The sequence below is a fragment of the Microbispora oryzae genome, from assembly GCF_017896165.1.
GTDB lineage: Bacteria > Actinomycetota > Actinomycetes > Streptosporangiales > Streptosporangiaceae > Microbispora > Microbispora oryzae.
The window spans coordinates 75,408-95,745 of the sequence record NZ_JAFCNB010000011.1 but is presented as its reverse complement, the minus strand read 5'-3'; the positions used below and the strand labels follow the sequence as shown (position 1 = coordinate 95,745).

Below are 20,338 nucleotides of genomic sequence, written 5' to 3'. Positions count from 1 at the left end.
TCCCTCCGGCGCTCCGGTGCATTCAGCTCGGACAGCGCTTAAATCGGGACAAAATCGACGCTAAGCATGTCTCTGGTGGATGAGGAGTCCTCCTGACGCCTTCCTGATGGGCCCGCGCCAAACACTGACGCCCGGTTGACGCGACGGGTCCCGCACGGCCGTCAACGGCGCGTCAGCGTTCCCCCGACCGGCGTCGCAATCGCGTATCGAGGCGGTCGCCCAGGGTCTTTGCCGCACTAGCGTCGCCGTGTCGACGTCCTGTCGACGCTCTACGGAGGCACCCGATGTCTGATCAACCGCTCTTATACGTGCCCGTACGCCCCGGCGCCTGTGCCCTGGCGCTCCGTCTCTTCCGGACCCCGTCGGGGCGGAGGACGTCTGTCGCGTTCACCTCGTCACCGCGGCTGGCCCGGGTGCTCGGCACGGAACAGCCCTGGATCCGGCTCAGCGAGCCCGCGCTGCGCGGCATGCTCAAGGACCTCGGCGTGGCCGGCATCGTGATCGACCCCGCCGGGACGATGGACCGGCCGATCTCCAGGACCGCGTGATGTGCGTACTGGCCAGAGATCTCGCCGCACACGCGAGCGACAGCGACAACCCCCATCCCGACTCCGGGCCCGGCTCCGGCCTCGGGCAGTCGGAGACGGGCTCGGCCCACGCCCCGGCTTGAAGTGAACTTTTTCCCGTCCTGTACCGTGGTGGCCGGTGCGCCGGGAAGTCTGGTCGGCATGTCAGCAGGCATTCCGAGGAGACGTGGTGCAGAGCGTTCAGATCGTGCTATTCCTGGTCGCCGTGGCCACCGTGGTGGCGACATTCGCGGGCCGGATCCGTGTCCCCGCGCCTTCACTGCTCGTCGTCGCGGGCGTCGCGCTTGGGCTGCTGCCGTTCACCGAGCAGATCCACGTCACCCCCGAGATCGTCAGCCTGGTCGTGCTGCCGCCCCTGCTGTACGCCGCGGGCGAGGAGCTGTCCTGGCGTGAGCTGCGGCGGCTGTGGCGGCCGGTCACCCTGCTGGCGGTGGGCCTCGTGCTGGTCTCGGCGGCGGCCGTGGGCTATGTGACCACGCTGCTCACGCCGCTGCCGATCTCGCTGGGATTCGTCCTGGGGGCCGTGCTGGCCAGCACCGACCCCGTCGCCGTGACCGCCCTCGGCCGGCGGCTGGCCCTGCCGCCCCGGCTGCAGGCGCTGGTGCAGGCGGAGAGCCTGTTCAACGACGCCACCAGCCTGATCCTCTTCCGGATCGCCAGCGCCGTCGCGGTCGCCGGGGGAATCGCGGGGTGGTCGGGGATCGCCCTCGACTTCGCCCGGCTGGCCGTCGGCGGCGCGATCGTCGGCGCGCTGCTGGCCGTCGGCGTCTCGTTCATCCGGCGGCGCACCGAAGACCCGGTGCTCGAAAGCGTGATCGCGCTGATCGTGCCCTACCTCGGCTACGTCCTCGCGGAGGCCGTGGGCGCCTCGGGCGTGACCTCGGTGATCGTCTCGGCCGTGATCATCGGTGCGAAGCAGCACGAGCTGACCGACTCGCGGATCCGGCTCCAGCTCACCGCCGTGTACGGCACGGTGATCTTCCTCTTGGAGAGCGTCGTCTTCAGCCTGATCGGGCTGCAGCTCCCGGGACAGATCCGCCACCTCGCCGCGGCCGAACGGCCCTGGGTCGGCGCGGTGGTGGTCATCGCGATCATATTGGTCCTGGTCAGGGTGGCCTGGATGGTCCCGCTGACCGCCCTGGCCCAGCGCCGGAGCGGCGGGCGGCTGCGGCCGTCCTGGCCCGTGTCGGCGGTCGTGTCGTGGGCCGGCGCCCGGGGGGTCGTGCCGCTCGCGGCCGCGCTGTCCATCCCGCTGACCACCGCCACCGGAGCGCCGCTCCCCCACCGGAGCCTGCTCGTGGTGCTGGCCACCGGCGTCATCGTCATCTCCCTCGTGGTCCAGGGCTTCACGCTCGCCCCGCTCGTCCGGCTCTCCGGCCTGGCGGTCGCGGCCGGCGACTCGCAGGCCGAGTACACCCAGGCCAGGAGACGGCTGACCGAGGTCGCCGCCGCCTACGTGGAGCAGCTCGGCGACCTGGAGGCCGCCTCACCCGCCGTACTGGAGCAGGTGCGGCGCTCGCTCCGCATCCAGCAGGACCTGGACCAGGAGTCGGAGGACCTCACCGACACCTACGGCCAGGTCCGCAGGGACGTGCTGGACATCCAGATCGAGGCGCTCGCCCGGATGCACGCGGCGGGGGAGATCGGCGAGCGCACCTACCGCCGTCTTCAGCGCCGTCTCGACCGCCAGCACCTGCGCTACATCGACGAGTGAGCCCCCTGTCAGTCGTCCCTGTCACGGCTTGAAGCGGTAGCCCATCCCGGGCTCGGTGATCAGATGGACGGGATGGGCGGGATCCCGCTCCAGCTTGCGCCGCAACTGGGCCATGTACTGGCGCAGGTAGTGGGTCTCCTTGACGAACTTCTCCCCCCACACCTGGTTGAGCAGCTGCCGCTGGCCGACCAGTTTCCCGGGGTTGCGGGCGAGGATCTCCAGGATGTGCCACTCGGTGGGAGTGAGCCGTACGTCGCCGGAGACCGTCTTGCCGATCAGGTCGATCACGTGGTCGCCGATCCGGACGCTGGCCAGTTCCGCCTCGTGCACGGCGGCGCGGCGGGTGACGGCGCGGACCCGGGCCAGCAGCTCGTCGATGCCGAACGGCTTGGTGACGTAGTCGTCGGCCCCGGCGTCGAGGGCCTCCACCTTGTCCTGGTTGCCGGCGCGGCCGGACAGCACGATGATCGGCGTGCTGGTCCAGCCCCGCAGCCCGTGGATGACGTCCACCCCGTCCATGTCCGGCAGCCCGAGGTCGAGCAGCACCAGGTCGGGACGCCGGTCGGCCGCCTCCCGCAGCGCGGACGCGCCGTCCGCCGCGACCGCGACCTCGTATCGGCGGGCCACCAGGTTGATCCGCAGCGCCCGCAGCATCTGCGGCTCGTCGTCCACGACCAGGATGCGCGTCACCGTGCCTCCTCGGAGAGCCGCGGGCCCTCCGGCGGCTCCGCCTCGGCGCCGGGACCTTCGTCCGCGGGCTGATCCGCCTCCGGGACGGGCCGGATCCAGGCGGGAACCGGCAGGGTCACCGTCATGGTCAAACCGCCTCCCGGTGTCTCCTCGGGGAGGAGCGTGCCGCCCATCGCCTCGGCCAGGCCGCGCGACAGGGCGAGGCCAAGCCCGACCCCCGTGTGGTTGTCGCGGTCCCCGAGCCGCTGGAACGGCAGGAAGACCTGATCGTACGCCTCGGGCGGGATGCCGGGGCCGCGGTCGACGACCCGGATCTCCACGTGGTCTCCGTACGCGCTGGCGGTCAGGAGCACCTTCTCGCCGGGCGGGCTGTAGCGGACGGCGTTGGAGATCAGATTGACCAGGACGCGTTCGAGCAGCGCCGGGTCGGCCAGGACGTCCGGCAGGTCGCCGGGGACGCGGGTGTCGACCCGGTCGCCGGGGGCGCCGAGGTCGTCGAGCGCCACGGGCACGACCTCCTCCACGGCCACCGGCTGGATGGCGACGCCGAGCGCGCCCGCCTGGAGCCTGCTCATGTCGAGCAGGTTGGCGACCAGCCGGTCCAGCCGCTCCAGCGACTCCTTCGCCGTCGCCAGCAGCTCCGCGCGGTCCTCCTCCGACCATTCGACGTCGGTGGTGCGCAGGCTGTCCACCGCCGCGGTGGCCGACGCCAGGGGAGTGCGCAGGTCGTGGCTGACGGCGGCGAGCAGGGCGGTGCGCATCCGGTCGGCCTCGGCCAGCGGCCGGACCCGCTCCGCCTCCTCCTCCAGCCGTTCCTGCCGCAGCGCGACGGCGATCTGCGCCGCGAACGCCTCGATCACGTGCCGGTCGGAGGCGTCGAGCAGCCGTCCCCGCGCGGCCAGCACGAGATCGTCGTCGACGGCCACGTCGGTGTCGGCGGCGTCGGGGCAGGCACAGACGGGGCCGCCCGAGGTGGCGACGATCCGCCAGGCGCCGGGATCGGGCCGGTCGTCGGGCCCCACCGGGCCGCGCCGTTCCAGCAGGGTGACCGAGGCCAGGCCGAACGTCTCCCGCGTGCGGGCCAGCAGGGACGGCACGGCCGACTCGCCCCGCAGCACGTGCCCGGCCAGGGCCGACAGCACCTGCGCGTCGGCCCCCGCGCGGGCCGCCTCCCTCGTACGGCGGGCCGCCAGGTCGACGATCATGCTCACCGCGGCCGCCACCAGGACGAACACGGCCAGCGCGAAGAAGTTCTCCGGATCGGCGATGGTGAACTTGCCGGTCGGCGGGGTGAAGAAGTAGTTGAGCAGGAGCGACCCGCCCACCGCCGCGGTGATCGCCGGCCACATGCCGCCGACCAGGGCGACCCCGACCACGGTGGTCAGGAACAGCAGGATGAAGCTCGGCAGCGACAGCGCCCCGCGCAGCGGCACCAGCACGGCCGTCAGCAGCGGCAGCAGCGTGGCGACCATCGCCCAGCCGGCCAGGCGGCGCCGGCGGGTCAGCGCCGCGCGAGACCGGGACGGGTGGCCGCGGCCCTGCCGTACGTGCTCGTGGGAGATCATGTGGACGTCGATGGTGCCCGACCTGGCCGTGGTCTCCACCCCGACACCGGGCGCCAGGATCTGGGCCAGGCGGCCGCGGCGGGACGCGCCGAGCACGAGCTGGGTGGCGTTGACCCCGCGGGCGAACTCCAGCAGCGCCCGCGGCACGTCGTCGCCGGCCACCTGGTGATAGGTGCCGCCCATGCTCTCCACGAGAGTGCGCTGGCGGGCCAGCAGCGCCGGATCGCCCCCGGCCAGCCCGTCGGAGCGGGCGACGTGGACGGCCAGCAGGTCGGCCCCCTTGGTGCGGGCCGCGATCCGCGCCGCCCGCCGCAGCAGCGTCTCGCCCTCCGGCCCGCCGGTCAGCGCCACCACCACCCGCTCGCGCGCCTCCCAGGTGGTGGCGATGCCGTGCTCGGCCCGGTAGCGGTCGAGCTGCTCGTCGACCTTGTCGGCCACCCACAGCAGCGCCAGCTCCCGCAGCGCGGTCAGGTTCCCCACCCGGAAGTAGTTGGACAGCGCGGCGTCCACCTTCTCCGGCCCGTAGACGTTGCCGTGCGCCATCCGGCGGCGCAGCGCCTCGGGCGACATGTCCACCAGCTCGACCTGGTCGGCCCGGCGGACCACCTCGTCGGGCACCGTCTCGCGCTGCGGGATGCCGGTGATCTGCTCGACGACGTCGTTGACCGACTCCAGGTGCTGGATGTTCACCGTGGAGATCACGTCGATGCCGGCGTCCAGCAGTTCCTCGACGTCCTGCCAGCGCTTGACGTTGCGCGACCCCGGCACGTTGGTGTGGGCCAGCTCGTCGACCAGGGCGATGCGGGGGGCGCGGCCCAGCACCGCGTCCACGTCCATCTCCTCGAAGGCGGCGCCCCGGTGGAGCATCCTCCGGCGCGGCACCGTCTCCAGGCCGGCCAGCAGCTCGGCCGTACGCGGCCGGCCGTGGGTCTCCACCAGGGCCGCCACCACGTCCCTGCCGCGATCCTGGGCCCGGCGGCCCTCGCACAGCATGGCGTACGTCTTGCCCACCCCCGGCGCCGCGCCGAGGTAGATCCGCAGCCGCCCGCGTCGCATGCCCTATCTCCCGTCCAGGGCGAGGTTGAGGCGGAGCACGTTGACGGCCGGCTCACCCATGAAGCCGAGGGCCCGTCCGGTCGTGTTCGCCCTGATGAGATTCTTCACCCTGGCGAGCGGGAGGTGCCGCTCCCGGGCCACCCGTGGCGCCTGAAGGTCGGCGTACGCCACGGAGATACCGGGGTCGAGACCGGACGCGCTGGCCGTGACGGCGTCCGCGGGGACGACCGCCTTCGCGTCGCCGCGGACCGGGACGGTCCGTCCGGCCGAGTAGTCCTCGCCGGGCTTGGCGCACTCGACCGTGATCCCCTCATAGACCCGGACGAACGGGGTCGCGGGGCAGGCCTGGTTGACGCTGACCACCCGGGTGGCCCGGCCGACGGCGGGGAAGACCTTCAGCACCGCGCCGACCCCGTCCGGCGTGCAGTACGGCCGGGCGCCGCTGACGCCCTCCAGCGCCCCGATCGCCTTGGAACGGGCGCACACCTGGGTGAGCAGGCTCTGCCTACCGGTGTCGGGCTCGCCCTGGTCGTTCTTGGCCCCAGTGACGGGCAGGACGTCCAGGACGTCTTCGGGGCCGAGGTTGCTCGCGGCGGTGGACAGCGGATCATAGCCGGCGCCGGCGGCGGACGGGCGGCTCTGGAAGTAACCCTTGACGGGATTGCCGTCCTTGTCGGTGAAGAGCTGGCCGATGAGGTCGCTGCCGACGTCCGTGCCGTTCTTCCCGGGGACCCTCTCGGCGATGGAGCCGTTCGCCCTGCCGTGGAACAGCGCCTGAGCGACGCCGGTGACGACGAGCGGGTAGACGCCGCCCAGGATCAGCGTGAGCACGACGATCGCCCTGATCGCCGCTATGTGCCGGCGGAGCCAGCCTGGCAGGCGTTCCATCACGACATCCCCGGAAGAAAGTGGATCAGCAGGTCGATGAGCTTGATGCCGGCGAACGGCGCGATGATGCCGCCCAGACCGTAGAGGTAGAGGTTGCGCGACAGCAGCTTGGACGCGCTGGACGGCCGGTAGCGCACTCCGCGCAGCGCCAGCGGGATCAGCACGACGATGACGAGCGCGTTGAAGACGACCGCGGACAGGATCGCCGACTGCGGGCTGTGCAGCCGCATGACGTTCAGCGTGTCGAGCCCCGGATAGACGGCGGCGAACATCGCCGGAATGATCGCGAAATACTTCGCGATGTCGTTGGCGATCGAGAACGTGGTCAGCGCGCCTCGGGTGATCAGGAGCTGCTTGCCGATCTCAACGATCTCGATGAGCTTGGTCGGGTTGGAGTCGAGGTCGACCATGTTCCCGGCCTCCTTGGCGGCCGAGGTGCCGGTGTTCATCGCCACCCCGACGTCGGCCTGCGCGAGCGCCGGGGCGTCGTTGGTGCCGTCGCCGGTCATCGCGACCAGCCGGCCCCCCTCCTGCTCCTTCTTGATCAGCGCGAGCTTATCCTCCGGTGTCGCCTCGGCCAGGAAGTCGTCGACCCCGGCCTCGTCGGCGATCGCCTTCGCCGTCAGCGGGTTGTCCCCAGTGATCATCACGGTTCTGATGCCCATCCGGCGCATCTCGTCGAACCGCTCGCGCATGCCCTCCTTGACGACGTCCTTGAGGTGGATGACCCCGAGGACGCGGGCCGTGCCCCCGGTCACCTCGCCGACGACGAGGGGCGTCCCGCCGGAGGCGGAGATGCCGTCCACCAGGTGGCCGACGTCGCCGGTGGGGTGGCCGCCGTTGTCGCGGACCCACTTCATCACCGACGTCGCCGCGCCCTTGCGGACCTGGCGGCCGTCGACGTCGACCCCCGACATCCGGGTCTGGGCGGTGAACGCGATCCACTCGGCGTGCGCCAGCTCGCCGGGCTCCCGCTCCCGCAGGCCGTACTCCTGCTTGGCGTAGACCACGACCGACCGCCCCTCGGGCGTCTCGTCGGCCAGGCTGGCCAGCTGGGCCGCCCGGGCGAGCTCCGCGCCGGTGACGCCCTCGACGGGGACGAACTCCGACGCCTGCCGGTTGCCGAGCGTGATCGTGCCGGTCTTGTCCAGCAGCAGGGTGTTGACGTCGCCCGCCGCCTCGACCGCCCGGCCGCTCATGGCCAGCACGTTGCGCTGCACCAGCCGGTCCATCCCGGCGATGCCGATGGCGGAGAGCAGCGCGCCGATCGTCGTCGGGATCAGGCAGACCAGCAGCGACACCAGTACGACACCCGTGACGCCGTTCGCGTCGAGCGCGAGCGAGTCGGGCACCCCGGGGTTCTGCCCCTTGGAGTAGATCGCGAGCGGCTGCATCGTCACGGTCGCGACCAGGAAGATGATCGTGAGCGCGGCCAGCAGGATGTTCAGCGCGATCTCGTTCGGCGTCTTCTGCCGGTTGGCGCCCTCCACGAGCGCGATCATCCGGTCGATGAAGCTCTCACCGGGCTTCTGCGTGATCCGCACGATGACGCGGTCCGACAGCACCTTGGTGCCTCCGGTGACGGCGGACCGGTCGCCGCCCGACTCGCGGATGACGGGGGCCGACTCTCCGGTGATGGCCGACTCGTCGACCGAGGCGATGCCCTCGACCACGTCGCCGTCTCCGGGGATGACCTCGCCCGCCTCCACGATCACGTGGTCGCCCTGCCGGAGCTCCGGGGCGCCGACGACGTCCCATTCGAGTGTCCGGGCGCCCGCGGTCCAGCTCTTCAGCCGGCGGCCGGTGGTGTCGCGCTTGGCCGCCCGCAACGTCGCCGCCTGGGCCTTGCCGCGGCCCTCGGCCACCGCCTCGGCCAGGTTGGCGAACACCACGGTCAGCCACAGCCACACGACGATCGCCCAGGCGAAGACCGACGGATCGAGGATCGCCAAAACCGTGGTGGACGCCGCGCCGATCTCGACGATGAACATCACCGGATTGCGCCACAGGGTGGCGGGGTTCAGCTTCGCGAACGCGCCGGGCAGCGAGGCCATCAACTGTTTGGGGTCGAGCAGGCCGCCGCCGACCCGCCCGCCCGGGGCGGGAGAGCGGTCCGGGGCTTCGAGCACCGATGTCGACATGATCAGGAAAGTCCTTCTGCGAGCGGCCCGAGCGCGAGGGCGGGGAGGAAGGTCAGGGCCACGAGCACGACCGTCACGCCCACGACCATCCCGACGAACTGCGGACGGTGGGTGGGCAGCGTGCCGGCCGACTGGGGCACGGGCGCCTGCCGGGCGAGCGAACCGGCCAGGGCCAGGACGAAGACGATGGGCAGGAACCGGCCGAAGGCCATGCACAGGCCGAGCGCCACGTCGTACCACGGGGTGTTGACGGTGACCCCGGCGAACGCCGAGCCGTTGTTGTTCGCGGCGCTGGTGAAGGCGTAGAGGATCTCGGAGAACCCGTGGGGGCCGCGGTTGAGCATGGCCGCCAGGCCGGAGGCGTTGCCCATCGCCGCGGCCGTCCCGACGAGCACGAGGACGGGAGTGACGAGGAAGTAGAGCGATGCGAGCTTGATCTCGCGTGAGCCGATCTTCTTGCCCAGATATTCGGGGGTGCGCCCGACCATCAGCCCCGCCACGAAGACGGTGATCACGGCAAGGACGAGCATGCCGTACAGGCCGGAGCCCGTGCCGCCGGGGGCGACCTCGCCCAGCATCATGGTGAACATCGTCATCATGCCGCCGAGGGGCGTGAACGAGTCGTGGAAGGAGTCCACGGCGCCGGTCGAGGTCAGCGTGGTGGCCGCGGCGAACGTCGCCGAGTCGGCGACGCCGAACCTGACCTCCTTGCCCTCCATCGCCGCTCCCACAGCCTGGGGGACGGTGGCGTGGCCGGAGAGCTCGAACACGTTGATCAGGACCACGCTCAGCAGGGCGAGGGTGACCATAACGGCGAGGATCGCGTAGCCCTGCCTGACCTGGCCGACCATCCGGCCGAAGGTCCGGGTCAGCCCGAAGGGGATGAGCAGGAGCAGGAAGATCTCCAGCCAGTTCGTCCACGTCGTGGGGTTCTCGAACGGATGCGCCGAGTTGGCGTTGTAGAAGCCGCCGCCGTTGGTGCCGAGCTCCTTGATGACCTCCTGGCTGGCCACCGGCCCGCCGGTGATCGCCTGGGTGCCTCCGGTGAGCGTGTTCACCACGTGGGGGGAGGCGAAGTTCTGGATCACGCCGCCGGCCACGAGCACCAGCGCGCCGACGACGGCGATGGGCAGCAGAACGCGGAGCGTGCCGCGGACCAGGTCGACCCAGAAGTTGCCGATGGTGTCGCTGCGCCTGCGGGCGAAGCCGCGGACCAGCGCGACGGCGACGGCCATCCCGACCGCGGCCGACACGAAGTTCTGCACGGCGAGGGCGGACATCTGGACCAGGTGGCCCATCGTGGACTCGCCCGAGTAGGCCTGCCAGTTGGTGTTGGTCACGAAGCTGATCGCGGTGTTCCACGCGATGTGGTCGGTGACGGGCGGCAGGCCGAGGCTCAGGAACAGCCTGTCCTGCAGCCGCTGCATGCCGTACACCACGAGGATGGAGATCGCGGAGAAGGCCAGCAGGGCGCGGGCGTAGACGTTCCAGGGCTGCTCGGCGTCCGGCCGCACCCCGATGAGGCGGTAGACGCCGCGCTCGACCGCGAGGTGCCGGGTGCTCGTGTAGACCCGGTACATGTGGTCGCCGATCGGCCGGTAGGCCAGCCCGAGCGCGATGACCAGGGACGCGATGAAGACGATCCCGGCCGTGGTGGTGGTCATCAGAAGCGCTCCGGGAACAGCAGGGCGGCGACCATGAAGACCACCAGGACGGCGGACACGCCGAGACCGACGGCGTTGATCACGCTCACAGGCGCTCCACCGCCCTGACGACAAGCCCGAAGATCACGAACATCGCGATCGTCAGCGCGACGAAGATGACGTCGGTCATCCTCACTCCTTGGATTCCGGTTGCGACGCCGCCGTCTCAGGCGGCTACATGACCAGGAAAGTCCCGGATTCGAATGATTACGACGCTTCTTGACGGGTTCTGTACGCGCTCGGCGCGAGTATTGACGCCCGTCATACAGCCCGCGGACTCAGCCCACGTGAACGTGCGGCCGGCGGATGACGTCGGGCTCCGCCTGCCGCAGGACCTCCCTCGTCAGGGGCGGCACGTCACCGCCACCGAACAGCAGGTAGCGCAGCATGGCCGTGACGGGATTGCCCTCGGTCCAGTGGAAGTAGATGTGCGGCGGGTGCCCCGTCCGGTCGCGCAGGTGAAGCAGGAGCGCGGCCAGGGAGTTGGGCACCGTGGGACTCCGGTAGTGCAGGATGCGGTGGCCGAACCGCTCCTCTCCGTGGACGGAGAGCTCGGTCGCGAAGTCGGACGCGTCGACCACCGTGACCTCGACGAACATGACCGGCTCCGCGCTGCGCAGCCGGTGGTTGAGCCACTGCTCCCGCCGCTTGTCGTTGTACTCGTCCTGGTCGCGGTCGTTCGGCTCGTTGGCGATCAGGTGGATCTCCCCGCTCGCCTCGTTCACGAACCGCTCGGCGAGCGGGTCGAGGTGGATGTCGGTGACCCGAAGCTCGGTCGACCGGGTCGCGCGCGAGATCAGCGACGTGACCACGATGGCCACGATGAAGAACGCGGCGATCTTCACGCCGTCCGGCCGTTCGATCACGTTCGCCACCAGGGTGTACGCGAAGACCGCGGCGATCAGGCCGAACAGCGCCCGGGCCCGCCGCCGGCCACGCCGCCACGCCGACAGGGTCACCGCCACGGCCGCCGACAGGATCAGGACCAGCACCCCCGTGGCGTACGCGCCGCCCTGGGCCTCGACGTCCGCGTGGAAGATGAGAGTGATCACGACGGCGATGAGGCTGAACACCAGCACCAGGGGCCGGACGGCGCGGGTCCAGTCGGGCGCCATGCCGTACCGGGGAAGGTAGCGGGGCACCAGGTTGATCAGCCCGGCCATGGCCGACGCGCCCGCGAACCACAGGATCGCGATCGTGCTGACGTCGTACGCGGTGCCGAACCAGTCGCCGAGGAAGGCGTGGGCGAGGTAGGCCAGGGCCCGGCCGCTCGCCTTGCCGCCGTCCTGGAACTCCCGGGCCGGGATGAGCACGGTGGTGACGACGCTGCTGCAGATCAGGAAGACGCTCATGACCAGCGCCGACACGGTGAGCAGGCGCTTGGCGCCCCTGATCCGGCGCGGCCGGTCTCCCTCGATCACCGGCATCACCGCGACCCCGGTCTCGAAGCCGGACAGGCCGAGCGCCAGCTTGGGCATGACGACAAGAGACAGGCCGACCATCGCGATCGGGTTGCTGTACGTCGAGGTCAGCAGGTGCCGCCAGTCCACCACGAGATGCGGCTCCTCCAGCACGCGAAGCACCGCGGTCGCCACAACGACGCCGTTCATGAGCAGATAGAGGCCCACGAGCACGACGGCGATGCCGATCGCCTCGCTGAAGCCCATCAGGAACACCGCGCCGAGCAGAACGAGCAGGAAGAGCGTGACCGGCACCTGCTGCCCGTCGAGGAACGCGGGGACGAACGGGTTCTCCAGGATGTGGGCCGTCGCGTCGGCCGCCGACAGCGTCATGGTGATGACGAAGTCGGTCGCGGCGAAGCCCAGCAGCGCCAGCACGAACAGCTTCCCCCACCACTGCGGGGCCAGCTTCTCCAGCATGGCGATCGAGCCCTGGCCGTCGGCGCTCTCGTCCGCGACCCTGCGGTAGATCGGCAGCGCCCCGAACAACGTGAGGAGCACGAGCAGGAGGGTGGCGAGCGGGGAGAGGGCCCCGGCGGCCAGGGCCGCGATGCCCGGCTGATAGCCGAGCGTGGAGAAGTAGTCCACGCCCGTCAGGCACATCACCTGCCACCAGGAGTGTTTGCGGTGGGGACCGTGCTCGATCTGCCCGCGATCGGCCTGCAGGCCGTCGAGCAGCCACCGCCGCACCGGGCCGTCCCCGGTGGACACACGCTGCAGCACCCCGGCCATTCGCCCCGCCTGTTCGTCAAAAGGTCGTAAGGACGAAAAGCACCCTACTCAGGTCAGAAGGGCGTCACCGCAGGTAGGGGCGTCAAGAAAACGTCAAGATCGATTGATTCGACGGGGCTCAGCGATGGCCCGACATGTTCTGCACGATCTTGCAACCCCGGGTCCGCTTCCGGCAGAACGCCGCCTGCGTGTTGGCCAGGGTGCTGATGCTGACCGAGATCTGCTGGGTGCCGCTCATGTTGGTGGGGCTGTTGACGGCCGAGTAGTTGTTGTTGCCTCGCCCGTTGCCGTTGTGGGAGTTGACGGGACCGTCATCGGCGGTGTGCCGGGGATGCCGGGAGGAGCGGAGGGGGACGGTCGAGGCGTCCGCCGCCTCGGGAGCGAAGCACGACGTCCAGGCGCAGAGCAGCACGCACGCCAGGCTCCACGCCACGGCCGCTCCGCGGCGACCGCTCGTGCGGCTCCAGACCATCGTGTGGCACCCATCCCTTCGTCCGTGCCGCTCGCGGTCCATCCCGACCGGGCCGAGCAGCCGAACGAGGGGATACCCCGCTCCCGGCCTCAATCGTCACCGCGAACGGTCTCCAGGGCGCGCGATGACGCACTCCTTGCCGGCCAGGCACGCCCGGCCGGCGTGAACAGGTGGCCTCAGCCCTGGTCCCAGCGCCGGCCTCAGCGGGCGGGCGTGCCCTCCCGCTCGTAAGCCGTGGTCAGCGCGGCGAGCAGCGTGTCGACGGGCTGCGCGCCGGACACACCGTACGCGCGGTCGAGCACGAAGAAGGGAACGCCGGTGATGCCGAGCGCCCGCGCCTCACTGAAGTCGCCCTCGACGTCACGCGCGTACTCGTCACCGGCAAGCACCCGGCGGGCGTCGTCCTCCGGCACGCCCACCTCGGTCGCGAGCCGGGTCAGCGTCTCATGGTCGTCGACCGTCTCGCCCTCGATCAGATGGGCCCGCAGCAGCCGCTCGTGCGCCTCGGCGCCCAGGCCGAGCGTCCCGGCCAGGTGGATCACCCGGTGGGCGTCGAGCGTGTTGACCGCGACGGCCCGGTCGAAGTCGTAGGTCAGCCCCTCGTCCGCGGCCAGAGCCTTGACCCGGTCGGTCATCGCGCGCACCTGCTCGGCGGAGCCTCCCGTCTTCGCGGCGAGCATGTCGTAGACCGGCATGCGGACGCCCTTCGCATGGGAAGGGTCGAGCTGGAAGCTCCGCCAGACCACCTCGACGTTCTCCGCGTGCTCGAACCGCTCGACGGCCTTCTCCAGCCGCCGCTTGCCGATGTAGCACCACGGGCAGACGACGTCAGACCAGACCTCGACCCGCAGCGGCCTTTCCCCGCTCACGCGCAGCGCCCGTCCGCGCACACCGGCGCGTCCTCTGCGCCCAGGATGACCAGCCCGGACGGTACGGCGAGAGGCGCGAAGCCCGGTACGTCCAGGACGGCGCCGCTCTGCGGCGCGGCTCCGGATTCGGTCGAGGTCGGTCCGTTCATCTCGTCCCCTGTAACTCGCGTCCGGTCTGTAACTCAGGTCCGGGTCACAGCATAAGAGACGCTTTGTGCTGCTTTTTGCCTAACTGCCGCTAGGCACCCGGGCGTACGAACTCCGGCTGGTCGATCACGCGCAGCCAGCTCCCGTCCGGCTGGCGGCGGACGACCTGGGCCCGAGCGCCGGCGCCGTCCCTCGGCGGCGTCGAGGTGAGCGCGATGTCCCCGTTGACCAGCGTGGGCAGCGACTCCTCCGGCTCGAAACGTGGGCGGTTGGCCAGCACCTTCTCCCACAGCTCGCGAATGGCCTCCCGGCCCACGGTCACCCGGCCCGGCGGATAGGCCAGCACCGCGTCGGGCGCGTAGAGCTCGGCCACACCCGCGGCGTCCCCGGCGTTCGACCGCTCGACGAACAGCCGGGTGATGTCCTCGGGTCGCATGGCCTTCTCGTACTCCCGTGCAGGCTCATATCCGGGCTGATATTCAGGCATGGTCCGCTCCTCCTGTCGTCTGGGCTCGTGACCCAGGATCGCCGGGCGGTCGGGCAGAAGTCCAACAGCTGGTTCTGATGAAGTCCACAACCACACGTTCTTGATCGGCTCGCGACCATATGGTGCCCGGTCCAACAGAAAGCCCTCACTAATTGTTCGGATATCCCGCACATATACCGGCCAGCTGAAACATTCAGACCGCCACCGCCCCGCATAAAAGGGTGCCGTTAGAATTCCGCCATGTTGATAGGCCAATCCGACAAGCTAACAAACGTCTGTTACGATATTCGCGGTCCTGTGTTGAAACGCGCAGCCGAGCTCGAGGCGCAGGGGCACAGCATCCTCAAGCTGCACATCGGCAATCCGGCGCCGTTCGGCTTCGAGGCTCCTCCCGAGATCGTCGAGGACATGGTCCGGAGCCTGCCGCTCGCGCACGGGTACGGCGACTCCAAGGGCCTGCTCGCCGCCCGCACGGCCGTCGTCGACCTCTACGAGAGGCGGGGGATCACCGGGCTGGGACCGGACGATGTCTACCTCGGCAACGGCGTCTCCGAGCTGATCGTGATGGCCGCCCAGGCCCTGCTCAACAACGGCGACGAGGTCCTCGTCCCCGCGCCGGACTACCCGCTCTGGTCGGCGGCGGTGTCGCTCAGCGGCGGCAGGCCGGTCCACTACGTCTGCTGCGAGGACGAGTCGTGGTTCCCCGACCCCGACGACATCGCCGCGAAGATCACCGAGCGGACCAAGGCGCTGGTGATCATCAACCCGAACAACCCCACCGGGGCGGTCTACCCGCCCGACCTGCTGCGCCGGCTGCTCGACCTCGCCCGGCGCCACAATCTGGTCGTCTTCGCCGACGAGATCTACGACCGCATCCTCTACGACGAGGCGGTGCACACGTCGATCGCGTCACTCGCCGACGACGTGCTCACCCTCACCTTCTCCGGGCTGTCGAAGACCTACCGCGTATGCGGGTACCGCTCGGGTTGGATGATCATCACCGGGCCCAAGCGGCGGGCGCAGTCGTACATCGAGGGTCTGGAGATCCTGACCAACATGCGGCTGTGCGCCAACGTGCCCGGCCAGCACGCGATCCGGGCCGCGCTCACCGGCGCGCAGAGCATCGACGCCTTGGTCCGGCCGGGCGGACGCCTGTGGGAGCAACGAGAGCGCGCGTGGAAGCGGCTGAACGAGATCCCCGGGGTGAGCTGCGTCAAGCCCGCCGGTGCCCTGTATGTCTTTCCGCGCCTGGATCCGGAGATGTACCCGGTCACGGACGACGTCCGGCTCGTCCTGGACCTCCTGGAAAAGGAGCACATCCTCGTCGTCCAGGGCACCGGATTCAACTGGCCGCGGCCCGACCATTTCCGGATCGTCACCCTGCAGCGCGCCGACGACCTGGAGGAGGCGATCGGGCGCATCGGCACGTTCCTGGCCGGCTACCGGCGCTGAGTCCCCGCCCGCCCTACCCGTGCTGAGCCTCCTCCACGGGCGCTGAATCCGTCCCGGCCGGCCGGCGGCGGGCGAAGGCAGGCGCGTGCTCCGGGCGGGGCCCGAAGCCGATGAGGCGCGCGGCTCCGACGCGGATCCGGGGAAAGACCCGGCCGAACAGGAGGAGAAGCCTGGGCGGGCCGGACCGCTTACCCGCGAACTGCCGCTCGAACATGACCCGCTGGAGCAGGCGCTGCATGCTCTGGACGATCACGGTGGGAGGCCGCCTGCGCCGTTGCACGGCGGCCAGGTCGGCGAGGGACACGTCGTGCCGCCGGAGGGGCTCGGCCAGGATCGTCGCCGCGGCCACCGCGTCCTGGATCGCGAGGTTGATGCCGACTCCGCCCGCGGGCGACATGGCGTGCGCGGCGTCGCCGATGAGGAGCAACCCGTCGAGATACCACCGCCTGAGCCGGTTGAGTTTCACGTCGAGCGTGAACACCTCGTCCATGCTCGCGATATGGCCGACGCGGTCGGCGAGATCGGGGCGCAGCCGGGCCACGCGCTCGCGGAAGCGCTCCACTCCCTCGGCACGCAGCCGGGGATCGGAGCCCTTCGGGGCGAAGTAGGCCAGCTGGTAATAGTCGTCGCGGTCGAGGGCGAGCAGCCCCTCGGCGCCCCGGCCGATCGGCGTGAGCCCGGCGGGCACACCGCGCTCCTCGGGCTTCTTCGGCAGACGGAACCACCAGACGTCGAACGGCACCGGGAACTCCTTGGGCACCAGGCCGGCGTCTCTCCGGAGGGCGGAGTGCCTGCCGTCGCAGGCGACCGTCAGCTCGGCGCGGATCTCCCCCTCATGTCCGTCGGCCGTGCGGTATCTGACCCCGGCGACCTTGCCGCCGTCTCTGACCAGCCCGACCGCCTCGGTCTTCATGCGCAGCTCGAACCCGGGCTCCCGACCGGCCTCCCGGGCGAGCAGATCGAGCAGGTCCCACTGGGGCACCATCGCGACGTAGTTGTACGGAGCCGGGAGCGCCGTGAAGTCGGCGATCCGGACCAGACCGCCGTCGGGGGTGGGGAGTGAGACGTTGCCCAGCCTGCTGTGCGGCAGCGTCTGGAAGCGGTCGCCCAGGCCCAGCTCGTCCATGAGCCGGACAGTCGCGGGGTGGACGGTGTCCCCGCGGAAGTCACGGAGGAAGTCGCCGTGCTTCTCCAGCACGGTGACCGCCACTCCCGCCCTGGCCAGCAGCAGGCCGAGCATCATGCCCGCGGGTCCGCCCCCGCAGACGAGGACGCCGGTGCGCTCCGTACTCATGTCGATCCCTCCTCGTGCCGGCCCCATCTGGCGGGGGCCGTACTTCGGCGAACGGGGCGGCGGCTCCGCTCGGGCCGGCACCGTAATTCACTAACTGATGAGATCCTGCTGTAGACGATACACGGATGAGGTTCATATGAGAAGCAGTACCATTGGGCCTCGTGGACAGGCCCCCGATGAACGCCGCCCCGGTGGACCCGGCGCCGGTGGACGCGGCGCTGGTGGATCCGGCGCTGGTGGATCCGGCGCTGGTGGATCCGGCGCTGGTGGATCCGGCGCTGGTGAACGCGGCACTCGCGGCGGCCGAGGAGCACGGCACCGACGTCGCCGAGGTGTCGCTGGGTGAGATCGCCGCGGCGGCCGGCATCTCGCGCAGCACGCTGCTGCGCAGGATCGGCGGGTCACGGACCACGCTGGACGAGGCGGTGCGCGCGGCCGGGTTCGATCCCGGCGGACGCCCGCCGGTGCGCGACCGGGCGCTCGACGCGGCGGCCACGCTGATCAACCAGGAGGGGCTCGGGGCGGTGACGCTGGAGGCCGTGGCCGCGGCCGCGCGCTGCTCGCCGACCAGCCTCCATGCGATCTTCGGTGGCAGGGACGGCCTGCTGGCCGTCATGTTCGACCGGTACCTCCCCCTGCCCGACCTGGAGGCCCTGGCCGCCGATCCGCCCGAGCGGATCGAGGACACCGTTCATGCGATCTATCGCGCGTTGGTCGAGGCGTTCCTCCGGGAACCGCGTGTCCTGCCGGCCATCTTCGGCGACCTGCTCTCGCGTCCGGACGGCCCGGCCGCCCGGACGCTCAAGGCCAACCTGCCGCGGATGTTCGCGAGCCTCAACTCGCTGCTGAGCTCCCAGATCGGGGCCGGTCGGCTGCGTCCGCTCCCCGTGCCGCTGCTCATCCAGCTGATGTTCGGGCCCATGGTCGGGCACATGCTGCTGCGCCCCGCCCTTCAGGAGTCGCTGGGCGACATCCTGCCTCCCCTGGAGGAGGTCGCCCGCACGTTCGCCGAGGCGTTCCTGCGCGCCACCGCGGTCTCCGGCATTACTTCCGGCCCGGCTCCGGGCCCGGCTTCCGGTCCCGCCCCCCGCACGGTGTGACGCGGGCGGAAATTCGCTCGATGGCCGGCGTCGCCCCGTGATAGCCAGTGTTTCCCAGTGATGCCCAGCGGTACGCAGTGGGCAGGGGAGGGATCCGATGCGGCCTTCAGTGGGCGACACGCTCCGGACGTGCCCGGCCTGCGGCGGCTACGAGTACAGCGGCGCGCCCGGCTGCCCGCGTTGTACACAGCTTGTGGACGACATCGTCGAGGAGCGCTGGCGGGACTGGCTCGGCCGTGAGTTCGGCACCCTCAGCCCGGATGACGAGCGGTCGGTGGCCGGGATGGTCGTCGGCGAGCCCGACCGGCACGACTGGCGGGTGGTCGACGCCGCGTACGACCGCCTGACCTGTCCGGAGTGCGGAGGCAGGCTGAGCCGGGGACCGGCCGGATGCGGGCCGTGCGATTTCGCGAACGGCTTCCGCTACGTCGCGATCGAGGTCGACCGGCCGGGGGTTCCCCCGGGGAACGAGCACGCGATCCGGGTGAACGTGTCGGTCGTCCGGCGTCCTCACGCGCTCTCCGCGCGGGAGCTCCTCGTCCGCCGCGTCCTCCTTCCGGCGCTGCTCGTCGGCTATCTGCCGACGACCGAAGAGGCGCAGCGCGCGAGCGCCCTGCTGAGGGACAACCCCACGTACGAGACGGCGGTCCGGCTGCTCGACGCACTGGTCAGCCGTGGCTGACCCCGCCGCCGTGCGTGTTCTCCCGGCCGGTCTCCTGTCGGGCTCCCTGTCCAGCCTCCCGGGCTGACAGCATGCGCTCCATCAGTGAGATCTCCGCTGCCTGGGCCGTCACGATCGCCCCGGCCAGACGGCGTACGCGACCGTCGTCGCCGCTCCGCAACACGGCACGCGCCATGTCCACGCCGCCACGGTGATGAGCGATCATCAGCTGGAGGAACAGCGTCTCCGCCGCGCGGTCCCGGGCTTCCCCCAGCCGCTGCAACTGGGCGGAGGTCGCCATCCCTGGCATCGCGGCACCCGTGTGGTTCATGGCCGCATGGCCCTGCGCCGCCCACGCCATGGGAGGGGCGAGGGAGGTCTGCGGCAGCCCCCACTGGTCGAGCCAGGCGAACATCTGGCCGATCTGCTGCTGCTGGGTGAGCGCGATGTCGTAGGCGAGCGTCCGCACCTCCTCGTCGCTCGTCCGGTCGCGCACGATCATCGCCATCCGCACCGCCTGCGCGTGATGGACCTGCATGTCCCGGGCGAACCCGGCGTCCGCCGAGTCGTCGGCCGGGCCGCCGAACACCGCCGCGCCGGTCACGACGACCGCCACTGTGACGGCCACGGTGACGGTCACAGCGAGTACGACCGCGACCGCGCGACGTCTGATCGACGTCATGCGACGGGCTCCCCCGTTCCTCCGCTGCATGGAGCGCCGGGTTCGGGGGCCAGTGGGCTGTTCGCGTGGGCTCGGACAAACCGGGCGAGCCGGGGATCGTCCGGGCCGTCCAGGATCAGTTGCCGGCCCCAGGCGCTGGCGATGACGGCCGCCGGCTGGCCCGGGAACGGAGAGAGGACGACGTAGTCGCGCCCGGCCACCAGGGCGCGGACCCGCTCCAGATCGGACTGGGGGAGATCGGGGGCGTAGGTGATCCAGACGGCGCCGTGCTCCTGGGCGTGGACCACGTTCTCGCTGCGCAGCGGCTGGTCGTAGACCCCGCAGTTGATCCAGGTCGGATCGTGGTCGCCGCCGACCGGCGGTGACTGCGGATATCTGACCGGCGCGGTGGTGTGGTTGCGCTGCTTGACGGAGTAGGTCGCCACGGCGTCGAGCGACGTCTTCTTCCTCTCGTTGAGGAAAAGGACGACGCCGGTGACGGCGACCCCACCCGCCAGAACGGTCGAGACACCGGCCAGGGTCACCTTGCGCCACCGCTCGGCCCTCCGCTGCCTGGCCTGCAGATGGGAGAGGCGCTCCTTTCTGGTCCCCTGCTCCGTTCCGCTCATGGGGCTTCTCCCGTCGCTTGTTTCTACGAT

Annotated in this window: 19 protein-coding genes; 5 read left to right on the top strand and 14 right to left on the bottom strand. The window is 70.8% G+C overall.

The genetic code is table 11. The features are described 5' to 3' along the window. The first annotated feature begins 284 nt into the window (after nt 1-284). Nucleotides 285-548 carry an SAV_915 family protein gene (locus tag JOL79_RS20495; RefSeq protein ID WP_210157476.1) on the top strand — a complete coding sequence of 88 codons (264 nt, stop codon included), beginning with the start codon at nt 285-287 and terminating at the stop codon, nt 546-548. A gap of 208 nt (nt 549-756) precedes the next feature. Beyond that, nucleotides 757-2,301 (top strand): Na+/H+ antiporter, encoded by a 1,545-nt coding sequence (locus tag JOL79_RS20490; protein ID WP_210157475.1) that lies wholly within the window; start codon nt 757-759, stop codon nt 2,299-2,301. A 21-nt stretch (nt 2,302-2,322) separates the two neighbouring features. Here JOL79_RS20490 and JOL79_RS20485 read toward each other — a convergent pair whose 3' ends face one another. From JOL79_RS20485 to JOL79_RS20435, 11 genes are all read right to left on the bottom strand, one after another. Next, a complete protein-coding gene (locus JOL79_RS20485; protein WP_210157474.1) occupies nt 2,323-2,991 on the bottom strand; it encodes a response regulator in 669 nt (222 codons plus the stop codon). Continuing rightward, entirely contained in the window at nt 2,988-5,612 is a 2,625-nt protein-coding gene (locus JOL79_RS20480; RefSeq protein WP_210157473.1) for a sensor histidine kinase, read from the bottom strand. Before JOL79_RS20480 ends, JOL79_RS20485 begins: the two co-directional genes overlap by 4 nt. 3 nt (nt 5,613-5,615) lie before the next feature. Then, nucleotides 5,616-6,500: a potassium-transporting ATPase subunit C gene (locus JOL79_RS20475; RefSeq protein ID WP_210157472.1), complete on the bottom strand. Its 885-nt coding sequence runs from the start codon at nt 6,498-6,500 to the stop codon at nt 5,616-5,618. Next, the gene (gene kdpB / locus JOL79_RS20470; RefSeq protein WP_210157471.1) at nt 6,500-8,641 is read right to left on the bottom strand and encodes a potassium-transporting ATPase subunit KdpB; all 2,142 of its coding nucleotides are present in this window, start codon (nt 8,639-8,641) and stop codon (nt 6,500-6,502) included. The genes JOL79_RS20475 and kdpB overlap by 1 nt, the downstream gene beginning before the upstream one ends. 2 nt (nt 8,642-8,643) lie before the next feature. Then, a complete protein-coding gene (gene kdpA, locus JOL79_RS20465) occupies nt 8,644-10,305 on the bottom strand; it encodes a potassium-transporting ATPase subunit KdpA (RefSeq protein ID WP_210157470.1) in 1,662 nt (553 codons plus the stop codon). After that, on the bottom strand, nt 10,305-10,394 hold the full coding sequence (locus JOL79_RS20460) for a K(+)-transporting ATPase subunit F (RefSeq protein ID WP_210157469.1): 90 nt from the start codon (nt 10,392-10,394) through the stop codon (nt 10,305-10,307). Before JOL79_RS20460 ends, kdpA begins: the two co-directional genes overlap by 1 nt. 228 nt (nt 10,395-10,622) lie before the next feature. Beyond that, nucleotides 10,623-12,536, bottom strand: coding sequence for an APC family permease (locus JOL79_RS20455; protein ID WP_230985136.1), 1,914 nt, complete (start codon nt 12,534-12,536; stop codon nt 10,623-10,625). Nucleotides 12,537-12,654: 118 nt separating this feature from the next. Further along, complete coding sequence (locus tag JOL79_RS20450) at nt 12,655-12,969, bottom strand: hypothetical protein (protein WP_210157468.1); 315 nt, start codon at nt 12,967-12,969, stop codon at nt 12,655-12,657. Nucleotides 12,970-13,208: 239 nt separating this feature from the next. Continuing rightward, nucleotides 13,209-13,859, bottom strand: a complete 651-nt coding sequence (locus JOL79_RS20445; protein WP_210157599.1) for a DsbA family oxidoreductase — start codon at nt 13,857-13,859, stop codon at nt 13,209-13,211. A 14-nt stretch (nt 13,860-13,873) separates the two neighbouring features. Further along, nucleotides 13,874-14,026, bottom strand: coding sequence for a hypothetical protein (locus JOL79_RS20440; RefSeq protein WP_210157467.1), 153 nt, complete (start codon nt 14,024-14,026; stop codon nt 13,874-13,876). Between the two features lie 89 nt (nt 14,027-14,115). Next, nucleotides 14,116-14,511 carry a YybH family protein gene (locus tag JOL79_RS20435; RefSeq protein WP_210157466.1) on the bottom strand — a complete coding sequence of 132 codons (396 nt, stop codon included), beginning with the start codon at nt 14,509-14,511 and terminating at the stop codon, nt 14,116-14,118. 297 nt (nt 14,512-14,808) lie between these two features. On the opposite strand from JOL79_RS20435, the gene JOL79_RS20430 reads away from it, so the two are divergent. Next, nucleotides 14,809-15,963: a pyridoxal phosphate-dependent aminotransferase gene (locus JOL79_RS20430; protein ID WP_307848637.1), complete on the top strand. Its 1,155-nt coding sequence runs from the start codon at nt 14,809-14,811 to the stop codon at nt 15,961-15,963. A 13-nt stretch (nt 15,964-15,976) separates the two neighbouring features. Here the strand turns inward: JOL79_RS20430 and JOL79_RS20425 are convergent, their stop codons facing one another. After that, nucleotides 15,977-17,257, bottom strand: coding sequence for an FAD-dependent oxidoreductase (locus tag JOL79_RS20425; protein ID WP_210157464.1), 1,281 nt, complete (start codon nt 17,255-17,257; stop codon nt 15,977-15,979). 161 nt (nt 17,258-17,418) lie between these two features. Between JOL79_RS20425 and JOL79_RS20420 the strand changes: the two genes are divergently transcribed. Both JOL79_RS20420 and JOL79_RS20415 read left to right on the top strand, forming a co-directional pair. Then, the gene (locus JOL79_RS20420; protein ID WP_307848636.1) at nt 17,419-18,357 is read left to right on the top strand and encodes a TetR/AcrR family transcriptional regulator; all 939 of its coding nucleotides are present in this window, start codon (nt 17,419-17,421) and stop codon (nt 18,355-18,357) included. A gap of 97 nt (nt 18,358-18,454) precedes the next feature. Continuing rightward, nucleotides 18,455-19,039: a hypothetical protein gene (locus tag JOL79_RS20415; protein WP_230985135.1), complete on the top strand. Its 585-nt coding sequence runs from the start codon at nt 18,455-18,457 to the stop codon at nt 19,037-19,039. On the opposite strand, the gene JOL79_RS20410 is transcribed toward JOL79_RS20415, so the two are convergent. Then, nucleotides 19,026-19,700, bottom strand: coding sequence for a DUF305 domain-containing protein (locus JOL79_RS20410; protein ID WP_210157463.1), 675 nt, complete (start codon nt 19,698-19,700; stop codon nt 19,026-19,028). The two genes, JOL79_RS20415 and JOL79_RS20410, sit on opposite strands and share 14 nt — an antisense overlap. Beyond that, the gene (locus JOL79_RS20405) at nt 19,697-20,308 is read right to left on the bottom strand and encodes a thioredoxin-like domain-containing protein (RefSeq protein ID WP_210157462.1); all 612 of its coding nucleotides are present in this window, start codon (nt 20,306-20,308) and stop codon (nt 19,697-19,699) included. Before JOL79_RS20405 ends, JOL79_RS20410 begins: the two co-directional genes overlap by 4 nt. Nucleotides 20,309-20,338: the final 30 nt, after the last annotated feature.

Excerpts from the sequence above, each read along its gene's own strand:
- JOL79_RS20475 (WP_210157472.1), bottom strand. The coding sequence starts at position 6,500 with ATGGAACGCCTGCCAGGCTGGCTCCGCCGGCACATAGCGGCGATCAGG.
- JOL79_RS20480 (WP_210157473.1), bottom strand. The coding sequence starts at position 5,612 with ATGCGACGCGGGCGGCTGCGGATCTACCTCGGCGCGGCGCCGGGGGTG.
- kdpB (WP_210157471.1), bottom strand. The coding sequence starts at position 8,641 with ATGTCGACATCGGTGCTCGAAGCCCCGGACCGCTCTCCCGCCCCGGGC.
- JOL79_RS20425 (WP_210157464.1), bottom strand. The coding sequence starts at position 17,257 with ATGAGTACGGAGCGCACCGGCGTCCTCGTCTGCGGGGGCGGACCCGCG.
- JOL79_RS20495 (WP_210157476.1), top strand. The coding sequence starts at position 285 with ATGTCTGATCAACCGCTCTTATACGTGCCCGTACGCCCCGGCGCCTGT.
- JOL79_RS20415 (WP_230985135.1), top strand. The coding sequence starts at position 18,455 with ATGCGGCCTTCAGTGGGCGACACGCTCCGGACGTGCCCGGCCTGCGGC.
- JOL79_RS20435 (WP_210157466.1), bottom strand. The coding sequence starts at position 14,511 with ATGCCTGAATATCAGCCCGGATATGAGCCTGCACGGGAGTACGAGAAG.
- kdpA (WP_210157470.1), bottom strand. The coding sequence starts at position 10,305 with ATGACCACCACCACGGCCGGGATCGTCTTCATCGCGTCCCTGGTCATC.
- JOL79_RS20405 (WP_210157462.1), bottom strand. The coding sequence starts at position 20,308 with ATGAGCGGAACGGAGCAGGGGACCAGAAAGGAGCGCCTCTCCCATCTG.
- JOL79_RS20440 (WP_210157467.1), bottom strand. The coding sequence starts at position 14,026 with ATGAACGGACCGACCTCGACCGAATCCGGAGCCGCGCCGCAGAGCGGC.
- JOL79_RS20455 (WP_230985136.1), bottom strand. The coding sequence starts at position 12,536 with ATGGCCGGGGTGCTGCAGCGTGTGTCCACCGGGGACGGCCCGGTGCGG.
- JOL79_RS20410 (WP_210157463.1), bottom strand. The coding sequence starts at position 19,700 with ATGACGTCGATCAGACGTCGCGCGGTCGCGGTCGTACTCGCTGTGACC.